22 protein-coding genes are annotated in these 16,862 nt (G+C 44.0%); 6 read left to right on the forward strand and 16 right to left on the reverse strand.

Features of this window, described 5'->3' with window-relative positions; all coding sequences use genetic code 11:
• Positions 1–10: 10 nt before the first annotated feature.
• The 3 genes from QA442_RS15540 to QA442_RS15550 form a co-directional block, all read right to left on the reverse strand.
• Positions 11–2,170, reverse strand: a complete 2,160-nt coding sequence (locus QA442_RS15540) for a glycosyltransferase family 39 protein (RefSeq protein ID WP_095431467.1) — start codon at positions 2,168–2,170, stop codon at positions 11–13.
• Positions 2,171–2,177: 7 nt separating this feature from the next.
• Entirely contained in the window at positions 2,178–2,324 is a 147-nt protein-coding gene (locus QA442_RS15545) for a hypothetical protein (protein WP_141237713.1), read from the reverse strand.
• A gap of 99 nt (positions 2,325–2,423) precedes the next feature.
• The gene (locus tag QA442_RS15550; protein WP_095431468.1) at positions 2,424–3,374 is read right to left on the reverse strand and encodes a ring-cleaving dioxygenase; all 951 of its coding nucleotides are present in this window, start codon (positions 3,372–3,374) and stop codon (positions 2,424–2,426) included.
• Between the two features lie 387 nt (positions 3,375–3,761).
• Between QA442_RS15550 and steT the strand changes: the two genes are divergently transcribed.
• From steT to spoIISC, 6 genes are all read left to right on the forward strand, one after another.
• Positions 3,762–5,078 carry a serine/threonine exchanger gene (gene steT, locus QA442_RS15555; RefSeq protein ID WP_014663668.1) on the forward strand — a complete coding sequence of 439 codons (1,317 nt, stop codon included), beginning with the start codon at positions 3,762–3,764 and terminating at the stop codon, positions 5,076–5,078.
• A gap of 276 nt (positions 5,079–5,354) precedes the next feature.
• Positions 5,355–5,972 carry a DUF47 domain-containing protein gene (locus QA442_RS15560; RefSeq protein ID WP_003218470.1) on the forward strand — a complete coding sequence of 206 codons (618 nt, stop codon included), beginning with the start codon at positions 5,355–5,357 and terminating at the stop codon, positions 5,970–5,972.
• A 12-nt stretch (positions 5,973–5,984) separates the two neighbouring features.
• A complete protein-coding gene (locus tag QA442_RS15565) occupies positions 5,985–6,986 on the forward strand; it encodes an inorganic phosphate transporter (RefSeq protein WP_014663667.1) in 1,002 nt (333 codons plus the stop codon).
• A 109-nt stretch (positions 6,987–7,095) separates the two neighbouring features.
• Positions 7,096–7,842, forward strand: coding sequence for a toxin-antitoxin-antitoxin system toxin SpoIISA (spoIISA, locus tag QA442_RS15570; RefSeq protein ID WP_095431469.1), 747 nt, complete (start codon positions 7,096–7,098; stop codon positions 7,840–7,842).
• Complete coding sequence (gene spoIISB / locus QA442_RS15575; RefSeq protein WP_003239095.1) at positions 7,842–8,012, forward strand: three component toxin-antitoxin-antitoxin system antitoxin SpoIISB; 171 nt, start codon at positions 7,842–7,844, stop codon at positions 8,010–8,012. Before spoIISA ends, spoIISB begins: the two co-directional genes overlap by 1 nt.
• A gap of 85 nt (positions 8,013–8,097) precedes the next feature.
• Complete coding sequence (gene spoIISC, locus QA442_RS15580) at positions 8,098–8,235, forward strand: three component toxin-antitoxin-antitoxin system antitoxin SpoIISC (RefSeq protein ID WP_136654612.1); 138 nt, start codon at positions 8,098–8,100, stop codon at positions 8,233–8,235.
• Between the two features lie 37 nt (positions 8,236–8,272).
• Here spoIISC and QA442_RS15585 read toward each other — a convergent pair whose 3' ends face one another.
• From QA442_RS15585 to QA442_RS15645, 13 genes are read right to left on the reverse strand one after another with little or no spacing between them, the layout of a single operon-like run.
• Complete coding sequence (locus QA442_RS15585) at positions 8,273–9,166, reverse strand: N-acetylmuramoyl-L-alanine amidase (protein WP_095431470.1); 894 nt, start codon at positions 9,164–9,166, stop codon at positions 8,273–8,275.
• 12 nt (positions 9,167–9,178) lie between these two features.
• Positions 9,179–9,442 (reverse strand): phage holin, encoded by a 264-nt coding sequence (locus QA442_RS15590; protein WP_003232653.1) that lies wholly within the window; start codon positions 9,440–9,442, stop codon positions 9,179–9,181.
• A 12-nt stretch (positions 9,443–9,454) separates the two neighbouring features.
• Positions 9,455–9,724 (reverse strand): hemolysin XhlA family protein, encoded by a 270-nt coding sequence (locus QA442_RS15595; RefSeq protein ID WP_003232655.1) that lies wholly within the window; start codon positions 9,722–9,724, stop codon positions 9,455–9,457.
• 52 nt (positions 9,725–9,776) lie between these two features.
• A complete protein-coding gene (gene xepA / locus QA442_RS15600) occupies positions 9,777–10,616 on the reverse strand; it encodes a phage-like element PBSX protein XepA (RefSeq protein WP_095431471.1) in 840 nt (279 codons plus the stop codon).
• Between the two features lie 44 nt (positions 10,617–10,660).
• Positions 10,661–10,825 (reverse strand): XkdX family protein, encoded by a 165-nt coding sequence (locus QA442_RS15605; RefSeq protein ID WP_040083360.1) that lies wholly within the window; start codon positions 10,823–10,825, stop codon positions 10,661–10,663.
• Complete coding sequence (locus QA442_RS15610) at positions 10,822–11,151, reverse strand: XkdW family protein (protein ID WP_040083361.1); 330 nt, start codon at positions 11,149–11,151, stop codon at positions 10,822–10,824. The genes QA442_RS15605 and QA442_RS15610 overlap by 4 nt, the downstream gene beginning before the upstream one ends.
• An 11-nt stretch (positions 11,152–11,162) precedes the next feature.
• Complete coding sequence (locus QA442_RS15615; protein WP_095431472.1) at positions 11,163–13,250, reverse strand: terminase; 2,088 nt, start codon at positions 13,248–13,250, stop codon at positions 11,163–11,165.
• A 2-nt stretch (positions 13,251–13,252) separates the two neighbouring features.
• Entirely contained in the window at positions 13,253–13,525 is a 273-nt protein-coding gene (locus QA442_RS15620) for a hypothetical protein (RefSeq protein ID WP_014663660.1), read from the reverse strand.
• Positions 13,522–14,100, reverse strand: coding sequence for a YmfQ family protein (locus QA442_RS15625; protein ID WP_095431473.1), 579 nt, complete (start codon positions 14,098–14,100; stop codon positions 13,522–13,524). The genes QA442_RS15620 and QA442_RS15625 overlap by 4 nt, the downstream gene beginning before the upstream one ends.
• Positions 14,084–15,130: a baseplate J/gp47 family protein gene (locus QA442_RS15630; RefSeq protein ID WP_003232669.1), complete on the reverse strand. Its 1,047-nt coding sequence runs from the start codon at positions 15,128–15,130 to the stop codon at positions 14,084–14,086. Before QA442_RS15630 ends, QA442_RS15625 begins: the two co-directional genes overlap by 17 nt.
• A complete protein-coding gene (locus tag QA442_RS15635) occupies positions 15,123–15,548 on the reverse strand; it encodes a DUF2634 domain-containing protein (protein WP_071580566.1) in 426 nt (141 codons plus the stop codon). Before QA442_RS15635 ends, QA442_RS15630 begins: the two co-directional genes overlap by 8 nt.
• Before the next feature lie 56 nt (positions 15,549–15,604).
• On the reverse strand, positions 15,605–15,871 hold the full coding sequence (locus tag QA442_RS15640; RefSeq protein WP_071580565.1) for a DUF2577 family protein: 267 nt from the start codon (positions 15,869–15,871) through the stop codon (positions 15,605–15,607).
• Entirely contained in the window at positions 15,871–16,848 is a 978-nt protein-coding gene (locus tag QA442_RS15645; RefSeq protein WP_071580564.1) for an XkdQ/YqbQ family protein, read from the reverse strand. The genes QA442_RS15640 and QA442_RS15645 overlap by 1 nt, the downstream gene beginning before the upstream one ends.
• Positions 16,849–16,862 lie beyond the last annotated feature (14 nt).

The following is a 16,862-nucleotide window of genomic DNA, read 5'->3' on the forward strand; positions in this document are numbered from 1 at the left end:
TTTTTTCCTCCTATTCATCAGCATTTAGTTCGTATAATGTTGCTGACTGGTTCATTCCGCCAGGCCCGCCGCCCATTTTGCCGGTTTGACCTGAAGCCTTGCTGTTGCTTGATGTATCAGCTGAATCAGTATCTTCTGTTTTTTGATCAGAACTTGATTGCCATTTTTCTGATGCTACTTCTTTTCCATTTTTCTCAACCCATTCGACAATGTCATTGTTTCCGCCTTTCCCCATTCCTGAAGCCAAGAAGTATTTCACTTTTCCTTCTTTTACGAGCTTTTTAAATTGAGTCAGCGTGATCGCCGGGTCAGAACCGCTGTATCCGCCAATAGCCATGACAGCTTTTTTCGTTTTAATGATATATGGCGCCGCTGTGTTCGAATCGGTTGTGGCGAATAGGTATTCAGCTCCGGCGTTATTCTCCTCTAGATATTTGATCAGTTTTTCATTTACCGTCGCATCAGACATTCCCATGCCTTGTCCGCTCATCGATGCGAGCTGAGGGCCTGTTTCAGGCAGTGAACTGTTGCCGCCGTACAATAGCGGTGTGCTTGCCCAATATATCGGCATCACCAGCAATGCGAGAAGAGCTGCAAGCGAAGTATAATAACTGATCGGTTTTTGGCGCTGTTTGAACAGCAGCAAAGCAATCGCTGACAACACGCCGATAACCCCTACCCCGATACTCCATCCAACACCGATTTGATCGTTGTAGTTTCTGAGAATAAACAATTCAAATCCAGTTGTCGCAATGATTGCGCCTGGCAGAAGCCATGATTTCCAGCCTGTCTGATTGCGGTACAGATGAACAAGGGCAACCCACCCCGCACCGACAAGAGCCGCAATCGGCGGTGCCAGCATGATGAGATAATAATGATGGAAAAATTCTGCGACACTGAAGAATCCGGCAATCGGTACAAGCCACGCTACCCAGAACACCGTTTCCTTCTGCTCTATAGATAATCTTCTTCTTTCTCTCGCGCCAGCGATCAGTAAGCCTGCGATTCCAAAAATCGCAAATGGCAGAAGCCAGCTGATTTGATCAGATAACTCTGTTTGGAAAAGCCGCAGTGGACCAGGTGTTCCCGTTCCAAACATTCCTGAACCTGATTGCATTTTTGAGCCGGTTCCTGTTCCGCCTTTCCCTCCGTCTCCGCCAGGTCCTCCTTGGCCGCCATCTCCGCCGCTTGGAGGGCCTCCTTGACCGCCGCTTGGCATTTCTCCTCCGCTTGGCATTTGGCCATTGGATGGAGGTGCCGTCATATTTCCATTTGAGGATTTGTCATCACTTGATGACTGATTAGGCGGTGCTTGAGTGTTATCAGAAGAAGACATTTCTTTTGAAGCGTCTTTGTTTGGCGCCCCCTGGCCGCTGCCGGAATTTTGGCCTGTCAGCCGCTGGATTCCGTTATAACCAAAAGCCAATTCCAGCACAGAGTTGGTTTGGCTGCTTCCGATATAAGGCCGCTTGCTTGCAGGGATATTGTCAACAATGAGCGGCCACGATAACGAAACGGCTGCTAATACGGCTAACGCACTTACCAGCGAAATGATTTTTTTCTTCATCGTAGCGTTTGCCGCAATCAAATAGAATAATAAGAAAGCCGGTAAAATCATGTAAGCCTGCAGCATTTTTGTATTGAAACCTACTCCAACAACGAAAAACGCTGCTAACAACCAGATCAGCTTTCCTTTTCTGATCGCTTTAAAGAGAAGCCATGTAGCAAGCAATAAGAAAAATACCAGTAATGCATCAACATTGTTTGTACGTGCTACAGCTACAGCAATCGGTGTACATGCCATGATGAAAGAGGCAATTCTTGCTGCCGTCTTACCGAATGTCGGTTTTATTAACAGATACATTAAAAGGACAGAACCTACACCAGCAAGTGCCTGAGGCAGGATGACGCTCCACCCGTGCATACCGAATATAAGTGCGCTGATGGTTTGTATCTGGAACGTAATAGGCGGTTTATCAACCGTTATAAACCCCGCCGCGTCGAATGAGGCATAGAAAAAATTATGAAAGCTTTGCATCATACTTGTGACTGCAGCGGTGTAATAAGGATTCACCGTATCATCATTCCAGATGTTATAGATATTTAAGAATGCAGATGCGAGCAAAATGAGGATGAGGAAAATATCCAGCTCGCGTTTTTTCTTTTCCACGTGTTTTTCACTCCTTTTTGTCTAACTTGGAAATAGTGTAACAAGCAAATATGAATAAACTATTAATAAACAAAGACAATATTTTTGCCGAGGCCATTCCATACCAATCACCCATATTTACAAAGGGTTTTAAGCCATTTCTCCCAATCAGCATCTGATATTTCCTCCCTAATAAGGCATGCTGTTTAGGTCAAAATTAATTATGGTAATAAAAAAGCCCTCCGGCGGCGCCGGAAGGCAGATGAATCACAATTTATTGGATCGGTTTCAATTTCGCTTCAATTTCAGCTCTTCGATGCTCAAGATACGGCGGAAGAGCGATCGTTTGGCCAAGCTCATCAAGATTTTCATCTACCATAAAGCCCGGTCCGTCTGTTGATAACTCGAACAAAATGCCGTTAGGTTCTCTGAAATACAGCGCCTTGAAATAGTAGCGCTCAACAATGCCAGAATTGCTAAAGCCTTCCCGGCTGATGATCTGGTGCCACCCGGTAAGTTCTTCTTCATCTCTTACCCGAAATGCGACGTGGTGAACACTTCCTTTGCCTTGGCGCTCGCGCGGAAGATCGTTTCTTTCTATTAAATGGATTTCCGTTGCCGCACCGCCTTCACCTGATTCCAAAATAACAGCGGTTCCTTGTCCTCCAACTGGTTCACGGCTGATTTCTGTAAATCCAAGAATATTCGTCAGCACGTGTAAGGTTGGTTCGGCATATGGCACAGTCAGTTCAACCGGTCCTAATCCGCGAAACGAAAATTCTTCCGGAATGCCGCTCTGTTTAACAGGCAGGCCATATCCTTTTCCTTTCTCATCAGCAGTCAGCACAAGCCGCTGCCCTTCATGATCTTGGAATGCCAATATGTCACGTCCGGCTCTTTTTGAGATGCCGCTGTGCACCACTTCGTGCTCTTCAAAACGTTCTTTCCAGTAATGCAGAGCTTCTGTACTTGGGACGCGCAACCCAATAGAAGAAATACTGTTTGTTCCCGCATGAAATGGTGCAATGCGGGGAATCTCGAAAAACGTCAGCTCAGTTCCCGGATTTGCCACTTCATCTCCGTAGAACAGATGATACATTGTTGGTTCATCCTGGTTGACGGATTTTTTGACGAGCTTTAATCCTAATACTTTCTTATAGAAATCCAAGTTTTTTTGTGCGTCGGCCGTTAATGCCGATACATGGTGAATGCCGTTGACTTTCATATGCTGTCCCTCCAGGTCATTTTATCTCGATTTCAAGATAAAATATCATAGTTATCTATTTATTGTTCTAATAACAAGGTATTTTATTCGCAAGGGAAAGTCAACATATCAGCTTCACCGACGGTTCGTTCATTTTCTGACTTCTGCCTCTCCTCTGATCCGTCTAAAATTCATCTGCAGAAAACACGAACTTTATAAAAAGAAATAATGTGATTCATTCGTTTATAGGTTGTTGAAAGAGACGTTTCCACCGTTTTTTCAACTGTACGAAAAGCAAATATCTAAAATCAGAAAATTTATTTTATTTCACTTTTCTAAAATAGGGTTTACAATATGAAAAAATAGATTCTTCATCATGAAGCTTCAACACCATAGGAGGTTACGGACATGCATACTGAAGACAACGGTTTGAAAAAAGAGATAGGCCTCTTGTTTGCCCTTACTCTTGTCATCGGAACCATTATCGGCTCTGGTGTTTTTATGAAGCCCGGCGCTGTGCTTGCTTATTCAGGTGATTCAAAAACCGCGCTTTTCGCCTGGCTGTTAGGCGGGATTTTAACGTTGGCAGGCGGTTTGACAATCGCGGAAATCGGAACGCAGATTCCAAAAACCGGCGGGCTTTATACGTACCTTGAAGAAGTGTATGGCGAATTTTGGGGATTTTTGTGCGGCTGGGTGCAGATTATCATTTACGGTCCGGCGATTATAGCCGCGCTGGGTTTATATTTTGGCTCTTTAATGGCGAATCTTTTCGGCTGGGGATCTGGATTGTCAAAAGCAATCGGAATTATAGCAGTTCTCTTTTTATGCGTCATTAATATAATCGGTACAAAATACGGCGGCTTTGTCCAAACGCTGACAACGATCGGTAAACTGATTCCGATTGCATGCATCATCATCTTCGGCCTTTGGAAAGGTGATCAGCACATCTTCACAGCAGTAAACGAAAGTATTTCCGATATGAACTTCGGAGCGGCCATTTTGGCTACACTATTTGCGTACGACGGATGGATTCTTCTGGCCGCTCTAGGCGGAGAAATGAAAAATCCCGAAAAGCTGCTGCCACGCGCAATGACGGGCGGATTATTAATCGTAACAGCCATCTATATTTTCATTAACTTTGCATTGCTTCACATCCTGTCTGCGAACGAAATTGTCACACTTGGCGAAAATGCGACAAGCACTGCTGCCACCATGCTGTTCGGTTCAATTGGCGGAAAGCTGATTAGTGTCGGAATTATCGTCAGCATCTTTGGGTGTTTAAATGGAAAAGTACTTTCTTTCCCGCGTGTTTCATTTGCAATGGCGGAACGCAAACAGCTTCCATTTGCTGATAAGCTTTCACATGTACACCCGACATTCCGCACACCATGGATCGCGATTTCCTTCCAGATTGCTTTGGCTTTGATTATGATGCTGATCAGCAACCCGGATAAGCTCTCTGAAATCTCTATTTTTATGATCTACATTTTTTATGTGATGGCCTTTTTTGCGGTGTTTATTCTCCGCAAGCGAACAAAGGGAGAAAAGCGCGCCTACAGTGTTCCGCTTTATCCATTCATGCCGATTTTGGCCATCGCAGGCTCTTTCTTTGTATTAGGCAGCACACTCATTACAGATACAATGAGCTGCGGATTATCCATCCTCATCGGCCTTGCCGGACTGCCTGTTTATTACTGGATGAAAAAACGAAAAGCAAGCTGATAAAACGGTTCCCTTGTTTAGGGAACCGTTTTTTGGTGAAACAGAAGATAAAAGTTGACAGGAAAAACACAACTTTTGATATACTTTTTACGTTAAGCAGAAAGATTTTGCAAACTTGGGTCGGTTTTTTGAATCGAAGTAGGTCAAAATAAGGGGACATGATTTGCAGAAAAAGTCAAGCCGTGTTTTTTTCGACTTTACCTGTTTTTTTTCGACAAAAGGCTATATAATAATTTGATGTGTGCATTGTCTCATTCAAACTATGGAGGGTTTTTAATGATAAGAAGAAAAAAAGATAAGTTCTCACTCCTTTTAACAGAAATTGCAAAGAACATAGACGAAACTGCCGAATATTTTGTGAATTTTAAGGTCACAAACCAAACGACGCTTAAAGAATTCGCAGATACGTTAAAGGAATATGAAACAAAAGGTGACAATCATGTTCATGTCATGATTAAAGAGCTTAACAAAGCGTTCATCACTCCTATTGAACGCGAAGATATCCTTCAGCTGACAAACAGCCTGGATGATGTGCTTGACGGAATCGAACATTTCTCTGCCATGATGGAGATTTTCTCAATTACCTCATCTGACGAGCATATCGATAAATTCAGCGGATACATCAGAGAATGTGCGAAAGAAATTTTAATTACAATTGAACTGCTGGCAGAAAACCGGTTAAAGGATATTCAGCCTCACGCTATCAAAATTAAAGAGTATGAGCACAGCTGTGACAACCTGCACAGAAAATCATTAAAGAATCTTTTCGGAAATGAAACAGATCCGATTAAAGTTATTCAATATCGTGAAATTTATGAAACGCTTGAAGAAATTGCCGACTCTTGCCAAAGTGTTGCCAATAATCTTGAAACCATCATTATGAAAAACGCGTAACGAGGGGTAAAAATGGATATTCTATTCATATTAACAATACTAATAGTCATTTGTGCTCTGGCGTTTGATTTCATCAATGGGTTTCATGATACGGCGAACGCTATTGCGACTTCGGTATCAACAAAAGCGCTGAAACCGCGCCATGCCATTATCATGGCGGCTGTGATGAATTTTATCGGAGCAATGACATTTACAGGTGTTGCCAAAACCATTACGAAAGACATTGTAGATCCTTATACACTGGAAAATGGCTCTGTCGTAATTCTGGCCGCGCTAGTCGCTGCGATTGCCTGGAACCTTATCACATGGTACTACGGCATCCCAAGCAGCTCGTCCCATGCCATCATTGGAGCTATTGCCGGAGCAGCCGTTGCGGCAGCCGGATTTACTGCGTTAAATTATAAAGGCTTCATTAAAATCATTGAAGCATTGATCTTTTCACCGATTATCGCTTTTGTCCTTGGTTTTATTTTATACAGTATCGTCAAGCTGATTTTCAAAGACAGCAATTTGGCGAAAACAAACAAGCAATTCCGCAGAGTGCAGATTGTAACAGCTGCCCTGCAATCGTATACGCACGGAACAAACGATGCGCAAAAAGCAATGGGAATTATCACAATGGCTCTCATCACAGCGAATTTACATACTTCTTCTAACGATATTCCTACCTGGGTGCAATTCGCCTGCGCGACAGCCATGGGTCTAGGAACATCAATCGGCGGCTGGAAAATCATCAAAACCGTTGGCGGAAAGATCATGAAAATTCGCCCGGTAAACGGGGTTTCCGCTGACTTAACCGGGGCAGCCATTATTTTCGGCGCTACATTTATTCATTTGCCGGTCAGTACAACCCACGTCATTTCTTCATCAATTCTTGGCGTCGGTGCGTCACACCGGGTAAAAGGCGTAAACTGGGGTACGGCCAAGCGAATGCTCATTACATGGGTCATTACGCTTCCGATTTCTGCGACACTTGGTGCCATCGCCTACTTTATTTTAAATATGATTTTTTAATGTCACACCGCTTCTGTCAAAGGAGCGGTTTTTTTGATGGAAGAGGAAAACCATCCGGATCTCTCGAATACAATAAGCAGAACCTATTTCAGATGTGAGGGAGTCGAGTATGGTTTTATTCTTTCAGATCATGGTCTGGTGCATTGTGGCTGGACTGGGGTTATACGTGTATGCCACGTGGCGTTTCGAAGCGAAGGTCAAAGAAAAAATGTCCGCCATCCGGAAAACATGGTATTTGCTGTTTGTTCTGGGCGCTATGGTATACTGGACATATGAGCCCACTTCCCTATTTACCCACTGGGATCGGTATCTTATTGTCGCAGTCAGCTTTGCTTTGATTGATGCTTTCATCTTCTTAAGTGCATACGTCAAAAAACTGGCTGGCAGCGAGCTTGAAACAGACACAAGAGAAATTCTTGAAGAAAACAACGAAATGCTCCACATGTATCTCAATCGGCTGAAAACATACCAATACCTATTGAAAAACGAACCGATCCATGTTTATTATGGAAGTATAGATGCTTATGCTGAAGGCATTGATAAGCTGCTGAAAACCTATGCTGATAAAATGAACTTAACGGCTTCTCTTTGCCAATATTCGACACAGGCTGATAAAGACCGGTTAACCGAGCATATGGATGATCCGGCAGATGTACAAACACGGCTCGATCGAAAGGATGTTTATTACGACCAATACGGAAAAATGGTTCTCATCCCTTTTACCATCGAGACAAAGAACTATGTCATCAAGCTGACGTCTGACAGCATTGTCACGGAATTTGATTATTTGCTATTTACGTCATTAACGAGCATATATGATTTGGTGCTGCCAATTGAGGAGGAAGGTGAAGGATAATGGAACGTGCGTTTCAAAACGGATGCGAGCCCAGAGCGGCCAAACCGTTTAAAATCCTGAAAAAACGTTCAACCACCAGTGTCGCAAGCTATCAAGTCAGTCCGCACACAGCAAGAATCTTCAAAGAAAACGAACGGCTGATTGACGAGTATAAACGAAAAAAAGCATGATCACACTAAAAGGACAAGAGAAAACAGCTCTTGTCCTTATTCCTTTTCTTAATGGGTTACATATAATAAATACAAACAGAGGATAATGTCAGGTGATACAGTGAAAAAATTGGTGAGACGTGTGAAGTTTGTTGATTACGGTAAGTTTGGGCTTTCCGGGTACTCGCTTCGGGTGAGGGAGCGCAGTGCAGGAATTTTAAAAAAGTTGAAGAAGAAAAAATAAATCCCGGAACCAGCTCCGGGATTTTTATGGTCTGTGATCAGCTTAATTGCGCTGCGATCTTGGCTTTCGTCGCAGGCCCGTAAATACCGTCAGCAGTCAGACCGTTAACAGACTGAAAACGTGCGACTGCGTCAGCTGTTTTCGGGCCGTAAATGCCGTCAATTCCGTTGTTGACAGCTCCTTTATCAGGGTAAAAATACAGAGCCGCAAGTGCTCGTTGCACTTGAAAGACGTGTTCTCCTGAGGTATAAGGTGTTGTCAATTGAATGATACCATCAGGGAGCGGATAGAGCTCTGGTTCTTCAGCGGACGATGGCGCACTTACAATTAATACTTGACCAACCCGAATAAGATTCGGGTCTTCGATATTGTTCCACTCTTGCAGCTGAGCAACCGTAACACCGAATGCTCTCGCTATCGATGTGAGTGTGTCACCTTGTTTCACGACGTAAGTTTGGCTGCCGCCTCCCCCAATTCCTGCTTTGAACGAATCCCACGTATCTAACAATTTTCGCGGACATTCCTTCCCTGACCAATACTTATGAGGGACGACATTGGCAAGACTGATATTATGTTCAGCCATTAATGTTTTGATGAGCCATTGGGCATTTGCTGTTGCTTTTGCAAAATCTCCATCAGCATTTTCGCAAATTTCAATACCGATAGAAGCCCGGTTGCCGCTGCCATTTCCGTCTCCCGCATGCCAGCCGTTTTCATTTAAAGGCAGATGCTGATAAATTTCTGTATCATCAACTGTAAAATGCCAGCTTGTCGTCGTATCAGGATTTTTCAAATAGCGGGCATGGGCCGCAGCATCCGCCCCTACTGCAGTATTCGCTGTATTGTGCACCGTAATGTAAAGCGGCGTCATTGCGTAGCCTGGACGGTTATTTGCGCCAACCGGAATAAAGTCTTGGATAATGTTAACCATTTTCATCTCTCCTTATTTTGTCAGATTATTGTCTCTTAACAAGTCACGCTGCTTTTTCCCTTTTTCTGTTACATAGTTGTTTTTAAACCAAGCAGCAAGTGTCGTTCCAATTGTAAAGGCAATGGAACCGGCTGAATAAAGAGCGTCAGCGAGCTGATTGACCTGCTCCTCCTGAATGTCCAATGGTGATTTGCCGAGCATCAACATGGTCTGGTTGATTAAAGCAATTAAAAGAAGCACCGTCCTGATGACCGTGCCTTTGTCAAACGTGTTCATGAAAATCCCCCTTTAATGCTGCAGCAGGCTGTACATAATGGCGATGGCTCCGCCAATGATGCCTGTAGACACTGCTGTAATGATGGCACCTGTGATGGTGCGTTTGATCCACGTTGTGTTTTCTTCAATTTTGTTTAATTTTTCGTTCAGCGTCATGATTTGCTGGTCTTGACGGTCAGACACGCGTTCTAATGCGGAAACCCTCTGCTCAAGCGCTTTGTGCTCGCCTTTCATGTCTGCTAAATCCTGCTGAAACACATTCACATCTGCCTCTTGCTGCATTACTTACTCCTCCTTCACATGCAGATCACCTCCCTTCCGAGGGCCAAAACTGTTATGAAACAGCGGTCCCTTTTACCGAAAGAGTACCGCCGGTGACACTGACGATCTCCATGATGATCTCCTTAAACCCTTTAATATCAAAGGCCCACGCCTCAGCTTTTCCTAATGTACTCAATGCAGAGCTGGCATCATCAGTTTTCACGCCTCTGATCGGTAGTTTCTGTCCTGACACCGATTTCCCCCAAAATTTGACTTCGCTCATTTCCGCTGTGCCGTATACTTCAACGAGTAAATGCCCGGCACCGTCAACAGGTAAAGCAGCACCCTCGCCGGCGGACTCTGCATTTTCATGAAAGACAAAGTCAAATGTTTTGCGAGACTCCACTTTCAACCGTCCATCGTGTATTTGATTCTCCTGAAAGTCAATCTGCAAAGGCGTATTTCCTTTGACACGCACATCCATCTCACCAGCACCGACTGATTGGTATAATACAAACTCTGATTGCTGAAGATTCCCGTTCACATAGCGGAAGCGGTAATAGCGTTTAGAAAGGTATACCCAGTCCGTCGCTGTCAGGACACCTGCTGCGACATTAACGGATGCTGTCGTCGTCCAAACATTGTTGTTGTCACTTTCTTCTATAAAGAGCGTACCTTCACGATCTGCATACGCCCAGCCCTTCACTTTCGAAATCAGAACTGCGCCAAGCCTGTCCTGCCCGAGCTGGCTGTATGCCTCAGTCGCCTTTAAGGAAGCATTTGTTAAAACCTCCGCTACACCCGACAAATTCGAAACAGGTGTCACAAAATCATTTTTTCCTCCTCGATAGGGCTTTACAGCTCCGGCTTTTCCAGTCTTATCGAGAGGAAATTCATATTGATACTTCACCATTTTCATCCTCCTTTGATTTAAAAAAAGGCAAAATAAAAAAGCCTTTACATGGCTTTACCGGTAATTTCTTTATACTGATCAGCTGTAATCAGCTTTTTGTTCACACCTTCTGCAAGATCCTCAATAGAACAGTCTTCATATGCTAAGGCCTGTTTCACCATATCCATTGTCGCCCACTCATAATAGAGGGCAAGCACCCAATAATTCATTCAGCATGATCTCCTTTCAAAGAAAGTATGGAAAGCTTTATATCTGCCAGCTCGCTTCCCAACGTTTTGTTCAACTCTTCAAGCTGCTTGCGCGCCAGCTTCTCCTGCGACAACTCCTGAGCGAGGAGCTCCACCTGATCAGGCGGCTCGTACGGCGGGTTTTTTTGCAGCTCCTCCCACCAGGATTCGAGTTCTTTTTGCGTTGGGATGGGGGCGCGCAGGTTCCATTTTTCAATATAAGAACCATTACCGTCATTCCTCAGCTCAAAATCCATTCTCGGCACAGCGTCAGGGTATTTGTACATGATTGCGTCGTATAAGATCATAAAGGTACCTCCTAAACTCTCGGATAATTTCTTCCGCCAAGCTCCAGAACATCAAAATAATTGAGAACTCCATTCGAATCTGTAACATATCGTGTTATATCCCCGGAATAACCAACATAAACATAAATTTCAACATAATCTCCTGCATCAAGCGGAACTGTAACAGATCCAGTAACAGTTGCATTAAACTCATTATCACTGTTATTGGAAGGGGTAGGCATTCTAAATTGATTCATTAATTTATACTTTGTGCCGTTTACATAAACATATAATTCAAAATTGGAGTATCGTTCAGTATTCTGTATATATAAACTAGCACTGACTAGATGCATTCCTGCATGGCTGGCTACAAACCTATTGTTTTTTGTATCAAACAATTTATGGCTATCTTTTATAATACGGTTATATTTAATTTTGTTATTTTCTCCTTTAATCAGAGCTTGACGCCCAGTAGTCCCAATATTAGCATGAGCAAATCCTGATATCTTTTGCCACGCAGTCCAGCCTGAACCACTCCACCAGTGACGAACCCACGTTCCAGTACTATCAATATAACTATTTGATTCATTTCCTGTACCGTAAAAATATTGAGTAAATCTATAATCATGATATTTCTCATTTTTGACGATTCCATAACCTAGCGGATAACCAGTTGTATTACCTTGCCCAATATCCATTAAAGTTAACCCCGGAGGATATTCATTCCCTCCAGTTCTTGCGTCTTGAATTGCACTAGAGCCTGTAAGTACAGTTAACTTTTGATTTGTATAATTTGTGTCAACATAGTTTTTAGCATCAGCCAGCGCTTTATCTGCTTTGGTTTGAGCACTTGCCTCAGTCTCGATCTTATTCCAACCTTTAAACACGCCGTCTGTATGGATCGTTGCCGTCCAATAGGTTCCGTCATAACTTTTAGAGGCCAAAATTGTTTTTCGCCCGCCACTCCCTGTTTCGATTACATCATAGTTATACCATGATCCATCTCCTGAAACAGGATTGTTTATTATGACATTCCCTAATGCATAATAAAAGCCAGATGGCAGCGTTAATAAGTCAGTTCCATCTGGGATTTTAGTTCGGCAGCCTTGAGTATCAGTTAATTTATATAATTGTGCATTATTCCATTTGTCTTTATCAGATTGTGTTACATGGATATCTGTTTTATTGGCATGTTCATCTATCTTTGACTGCGCATCCGTTGTAGACTCAATTTGATACCAATTGATCGCACTATCGTTAGCGTTATAGAAAAACCACCAAGCGTTACCTCTCACATCCACAGCATATCCAATGCCTATTCCTAGCTGACCGACCAATTGCATACCTCGAAGACTTGTGTTTGACGGGTTATCTGTGACCGCGTTTGTTCCATAGAAAGTAACAGTCCCAACATCTTTGAGCGAATCATAAAAAGATCCAGATGACAGGTTAATCTTTTGTGTCCCGTTATCGGCAGTTACTTTAAATAACTGTCCCGAATTCCATTTGTCTTTATCGCTTTTATTTACATGTATTTCAGTTTTTTCTTCATGGTTCCTCACCTTAAATTGAGCGCCTTCTGAAGTTTCTAATTGAACCCAATCAGTCCAGCCGGAATCATTCAGGGTTTTTCGCCATGTACCTCCTTCATAATCCATTGCCAAAGCTTCTCCATAAGATTTGTAGCCAATATACAATCCTCTAGTGGCAAACGGTGGGGTATTGATTCCCGTCTTATCAGTATAAAAGAAAAAGGTTTGATCCAATTCTTCCACAATCTTGTGAAAATCCAGACCGTTTTGGATGCTTGCTAGATATTTTCCTTTTTCATCAGTTAACTTAGTTAATTGTGCGTTGTTCCACTTTGTTCTCTCACTGGATGAAATGTGTATGGTTTCATCTGAAATATGCTTGTCAAAATCCTTCTTAGCCGCCTGCTGCACATTATCAACATTCCCCAGCCCGATTTGCGCCTTTGTTATGTTGTGGGGGTTGTTCATGTCGTTTTTGTGGGCGGCCAGGTCTGTGTGGGCGTCTTTTATGCCTTTTTCCCAGCGGTTGACGTCGTCTTCGTTGATGGGGTCGTCCGGAAGCCAGTCTGTTTTTTCTTCGTATGCCATGTTTACACCACCTCAAAAGTAAATCTGAAATCGAGTGTTCTGTTTTCGCTGACGTCCAGGTCAGTCTTTCTTTCAGTGATCACATTGCCCTGCTCGTCAAAAATTTGGACCGTTTCGATATGCTTGATGTCTTCCTCACGTTTTGTCAGGACGGTGACTGTCGCTCCGTCAATGGTGAGTTCTACTATTTCTGTTTTTTGGCCGTTGAGCAGCACGTGATCAATTCTGCTTTTCAGATCTGCCGCTGTACGTTCTCTGTATATGGTTGAAATCAAGTTAAAACCACCTCATTGTTGTTAAGGGTGACAGAATAACCGACCTTCAGCTCACTGGCTGTTCGGTATCTGCGGTGATTCAGGATGACTGTGTCTTTGATTTGTAGCGTCTCGTTTAATCCGCCTCTGAGCGTATACGCCAAATGAGCAGGCTTCATGTTTTCTATCGCTTCGATCAGCTCATTCATGTGCTGAAGGTCATCAACATTGATATCTACGTTAAAGCGGTATTCACCGGGGAGCAGACGGACCTGTGCAGACGGGTTTTTCAAGAAACGATTCACCGCCTGCACAATGGCCTTGTAAGTGATTGGCGGGATGTTCGACATTTTGGAAATGAGCCGCAATCGTCTGATCTCATCTGTGTCGCCTGATTCACGCGGGACGTTTAAAATCTTTTCCCAGCGACTGAGCCCCCATGTCGCCGTCGGCACGAATAGCTGATCCGTCAGATCAAATATGCTGTTATTCTGTTTATCAAACTCAGGCGCTTCCGCTTTCAGCAGCTCAGCCATTTCTTTAAGGCTAGTGAGAAACGGCGGCAGATAAGCTCTCATGTCATCTTGTTTGCTCAATAATCTTCACCTGCCCAAGCTTAGGAATTTCCACGTCGCTCAGCACCAGATTTTCAGACGTGCCGTTGATTTGAATATTGGAGTAGTCACTGACTGACGGCGAATTATAGACAATATTGTTAATTTGAGAAAGACGGATGACGTTGTCTTCAAACGCCATTTTCTTAAAGAGATTTAAAACGCCTTCCTCAATTTCTGACTTCACTTCATCAATTGAGTGATTGATCTCTGGCAGCACCTCGGCAGAAATCTCAACTTCCTTCCAGACCGCGCTTTCCACTGTGACTACGGCTCCGATTGGCGCCTGTCCCTCTCCCTGCCCTGGTTCAGGGTCGATATAATCTTTCACTTTTTGAATTAAAATAGGAGAAGCGGGCTCAAGATTCGCATTCGTGACGACAATTTTAACCGTGCCTTCACCGTTCCAAAGCGGGAAGATCTTTGCCTTCCCCACACCGTCCACTTCTTCAGCCCACTCCTTATAATGCATTTTATTGGCACTGACAGCCTCCCGACGAACCCTTGTAAAATACCGTTCCCGCAGGCTGTCATCTCCTTCTTCCTCGCGTCCCGGAATTAGGATTTCTTTGACAATGGCCGTTTCTAAACCGGGAATGGTATCCAATGATAGTAAATTGCGCCCGGTCAGGTTGGCATTTCCCGCTTCACCAGGTGTTTCACAGATGAGCGTCCCGTCTGCCGTATATTGAAAATAAAGATTATCCACGTAAAAGCGGGAGCCGACAGGAATAGTAACTCCAGATGTAAACTCTCCCGCTCTGACCGCCTTTGTCGCGGCTGTCCGTTCAATTCCCGCTTCTGCTGCACGCCTGTCTAAAAATTCGCCTTGCGCGGTATCAGAAAAAACTAGCTCAAGCACAGTATCCAGCCATATATAAGACTTCGCAAGCTCGGCCGCCGCCGGGGCTAACGCATTATAAATGACGCTGCCTTCTCTTGTGTCAATATCTGCAGAAATGCTGTTCAGCATACGCTCCATAATCGCTTCAAAAGTCTGATCTTCAAACATCTTCGCCAATCACCTCCTCAATCTCAAGCGTTCCTTCATCCGTCTCCACCACGAAGGACACATGAAACGCGTCGCCTTGTTTTTCAATCTCAAAATCTGTTACAGCCGATATCCGGTCATCATAAACCAGCGCTTCTTCTATCAGTCTCGGAATCTCCATCTTTTTATACGCATCAGTCGTTTCATGATCTGTCAGCACGTCCTGAAGCTCATTTCCGACATTATGGCTGTATACGGAATACGCGTAGCGTTCTGTCTGTAAGGCGATATAGACGAATTGCCTGATCGCTTCAAGACCGGTAATCAGCTCATTCGTAATTCTTCCATTTTCAAAATCTATTTTGTACGTTTTCGAGGTTTCAATGACTTCGCTCTCATCTTCAAAATCCTCAAACTCCACTTCTGGTGTCAGGGCCATGATGCCCACTCCTTTTTACAAGCTAAATAAAAACCCCTTCGATTGAAGCGGTTTGTCTATACTTTATCTAAAATAAAAAACGATTGACCGCCAGTCAGAGCCGCGGTCATGACGCGATCCCCCGGCTCGAGTGCATCGTCTCCTCCGGATTTCATCCGTTTTGGGATAATGATGGCGTCTGCCGGTATGATCAGTTTGCTGTTTTCTTTTAATTTGATTTCCACAGGAGAAACCGAAACGATCTCAGCCGGGAGCAGTTCCACCGGAGACTCAGCGTCAACTGCACCAACAGCCAACTGTTTTATAGCCTCACTTAATCTCATCAGGATACTCCTTCCGGCATCGTATTCTTTTCGACAACATCGATCGTCATCGTATGTTTCGTTCCTTTAAATTCATGCCGGTCCGTATCTACCCAATAGGTTTTCTTGATTCCGGCCTCCGGAATAGAAATATAGACGGGTAAGCCGCTCTGCACTTCCGGGATGCCCACTGCCTGAATATTTTTCAGTTCTTTTTTCACGCCTTTTTTTTCAGCTAGGCGTACATCTGCCCGCTGCTGAAGCTGTGCCTGGTTGATGTCATCTGTGACCGTTTCCGTATATTGAAGCACACCGTATTTATTTAAGCCTGAACTGTCCTTGGCAGAGGCTTTATATGTTTTATTGTCCTTCTGCCGGCGAAGCACCACCCGAGTAGCAGTGTCGTTTATAGAAGTGCTGTATTGGTAACCCGTAATATTGACACCCGTTTCAAGCACCCATACCTCTGACGGATCTGGCCACGCGCGCAGGCCGAGCTTTCCTTTTTCCGAATACAGCTGGTAATGTCGCCCTGTCTGGCTTTTCGTCTGTTTCAGCGCTTTTAATATGATGTCATACAATGTCGTATCATTTTTAATGACAAGACTTTTGATCGTATGGCCTGTGTTCGCGATCGAGGTTGTCGGTATCTGAAAATCATTGGCAATCCTTCTGATGATCTGGTCGGCCCGCTGATTGGAAAACACGTACATATCCTGGTTTTTGACCAGGTACTGAAGCATATCATATGCGCTGAAGGCAAGCGTATGCTCGTCCGGGGTTCTTGCAAAAACAATGCCCCGAAAAAGCTCTTTTCCCTTCCATTTAAACAAGACCGTATCTCCTTCTGAGACACTGTAATACGTCTGGTCGCCCTGTTTGATGACAATGGTCGCTTCAATGGAGCGCGGCGCCTGATAACGATGGCCTTCAAGCGATACACTTTCTGCCACCAGTTCAAGCCACTCTGTGTCTTTAATGACGAACAGTTCTATCATCATACATCACCTGT

This window comes from Bacillus stercoris (assembly GCF_029772985.1).
GTDB classification, from domain to species: domain Bacteria; phylum Bacillota; class Bacilli; order Bacillales; family Bacillaceae; genus Bacillus; species Bacillus stercoris.

Excerpts from the sequence above, each read along its gene's own strand:
- QA442_RS15640 (WP_071580565.1), bottom strand. The coding sequence starts at position 15,871 with ATGAGATTAAGTGAGGCTATAAAACAGTTGGCTGTTGGTGCAGTTGAC.
- QA442_RS15605 (WP_040083360.1), bottom strand. The coding sequence starts at position 10,825 with ATGAATTATTGGGTGCTTGCCCTCTATTATGAGTGGGCGACAATGGAT.
- QA442_RS15630 (WP_003232669.1), bottom strand. The coding sequence starts at position 15,130 with ATGTTTGAAGATCAGACTTTTGAAGCGATTATGGAGCGTATGCTGAAC.
- QA442_RS15590 (WP_003232653.1), bottom strand. The coding sequence starts at position 9,442 with ATGAACACGTTTGACAAAGGCACGGTCATCAGGACGGTGCTTCTTTTA.
- QA442_RS15565 (WP_014663667.1), top strand. The coding sequence starts at position 5,985 with ATGGATATTCTATTCATATTAACAATACTAATAGTCATTTGTGCTCTG.
- QA442_RS15545 (WP_141237713.1), bottom strand. The coding sequence starts at position 2,324 with ATGCTGATTGGGAGAAATGGCTTAAAACCCTTTGTAAATATGGGTGAT.
- QA442_RS15585 (WP_095431470.1), bottom strand. The coding sequence starts at position 9,166 with ATGGTTAACATTATCCAAGACTTTATTCCGGTTGGCGCAAATAACCGT.
- spoIISA (WP_095431469.1), top strand. The coding sequence starts at position 7,096 with ATGGTTTTATTCTTTCAGATCATGGTCTGGTGCATTGTGGCTGGACTG.
- QA442_RS15615 (WP_095431472.1), bottom strand. The coding sequence starts at position 13,250 with ATGGCATACGAAGAAAAAACAGACTGGCTTCCGGACGACCCCATCAAC.
- steT (WP_014663668.1), top strand. The coding sequence starts at position 3,762 with ATGCATACTGAAGACAACGGTTTGAAAAAAGAGATAGGCCTCTTGTTT.
- xepA (WP_095431471.1), bottom strand. The coding sequence starts at position 10,616 with ATGGTGAAGTATCAATATGAATTTCCTCTCGATAAGACTGGAAAAGCC.
- spoIISB (WP_003239095.1), top strand. The coding sequence starts at position 7,842 with ATGGAACGTGCGTTTCAAAACGGATGCGAGCCCAGAGCGGCCAAACCG.
- QA442_RS15560 (WP_003218470.1), top strand. The coding sequence starts at position 5,355 with ATGATAAGAAGAAAAAAAGATAAGTTCTCACTCCTTTTAACAGAAATT.
- QA442_RS15595 (WP_003232655.1), bottom strand. The coding sequence starts at position 9,724 with ATGCAGCAAGAGGCAGATGTGAATGTGTTTCAGCAGGATTTAGCAGAC.
- QA442_RS15550 (WP_095431468.1), bottom strand. The coding sequence starts at position 3,374 with ATGAAAGTCAACGGCATTCACCATGTATCGGCATTAACGGCCGACGCA.
- QA442_RS15645 (WP_071580564.1), bottom strand. The coding sequence starts at position 16,848 with ATGATAGAACTGTTCGTCATTAAAGACACAGAGTGGCTTGAACTGGTG.
- spoIISC (WP_136654612.1), top strand. The coding sequence starts at position 8,098 with ATGTCAGGTGATACAGTGAAAAAATTGGTGAGACGTGTGAAGTTTGTT.
- QA442_RS15610 (WP_040083361.1), bottom strand. The coding sequence starts at position 11,151 with ATGATCTTATACGACGCAATCATGTACAAATACCCTGACGCTGTGCCG.
- QA442_RS15635 (WP_071580566.1), bottom strand. The coding sequence starts at position 15,548 with ATGGCCCTGACACCAGAAGTGGAGTTTGAGGATTTTGAAGATGAGAGC.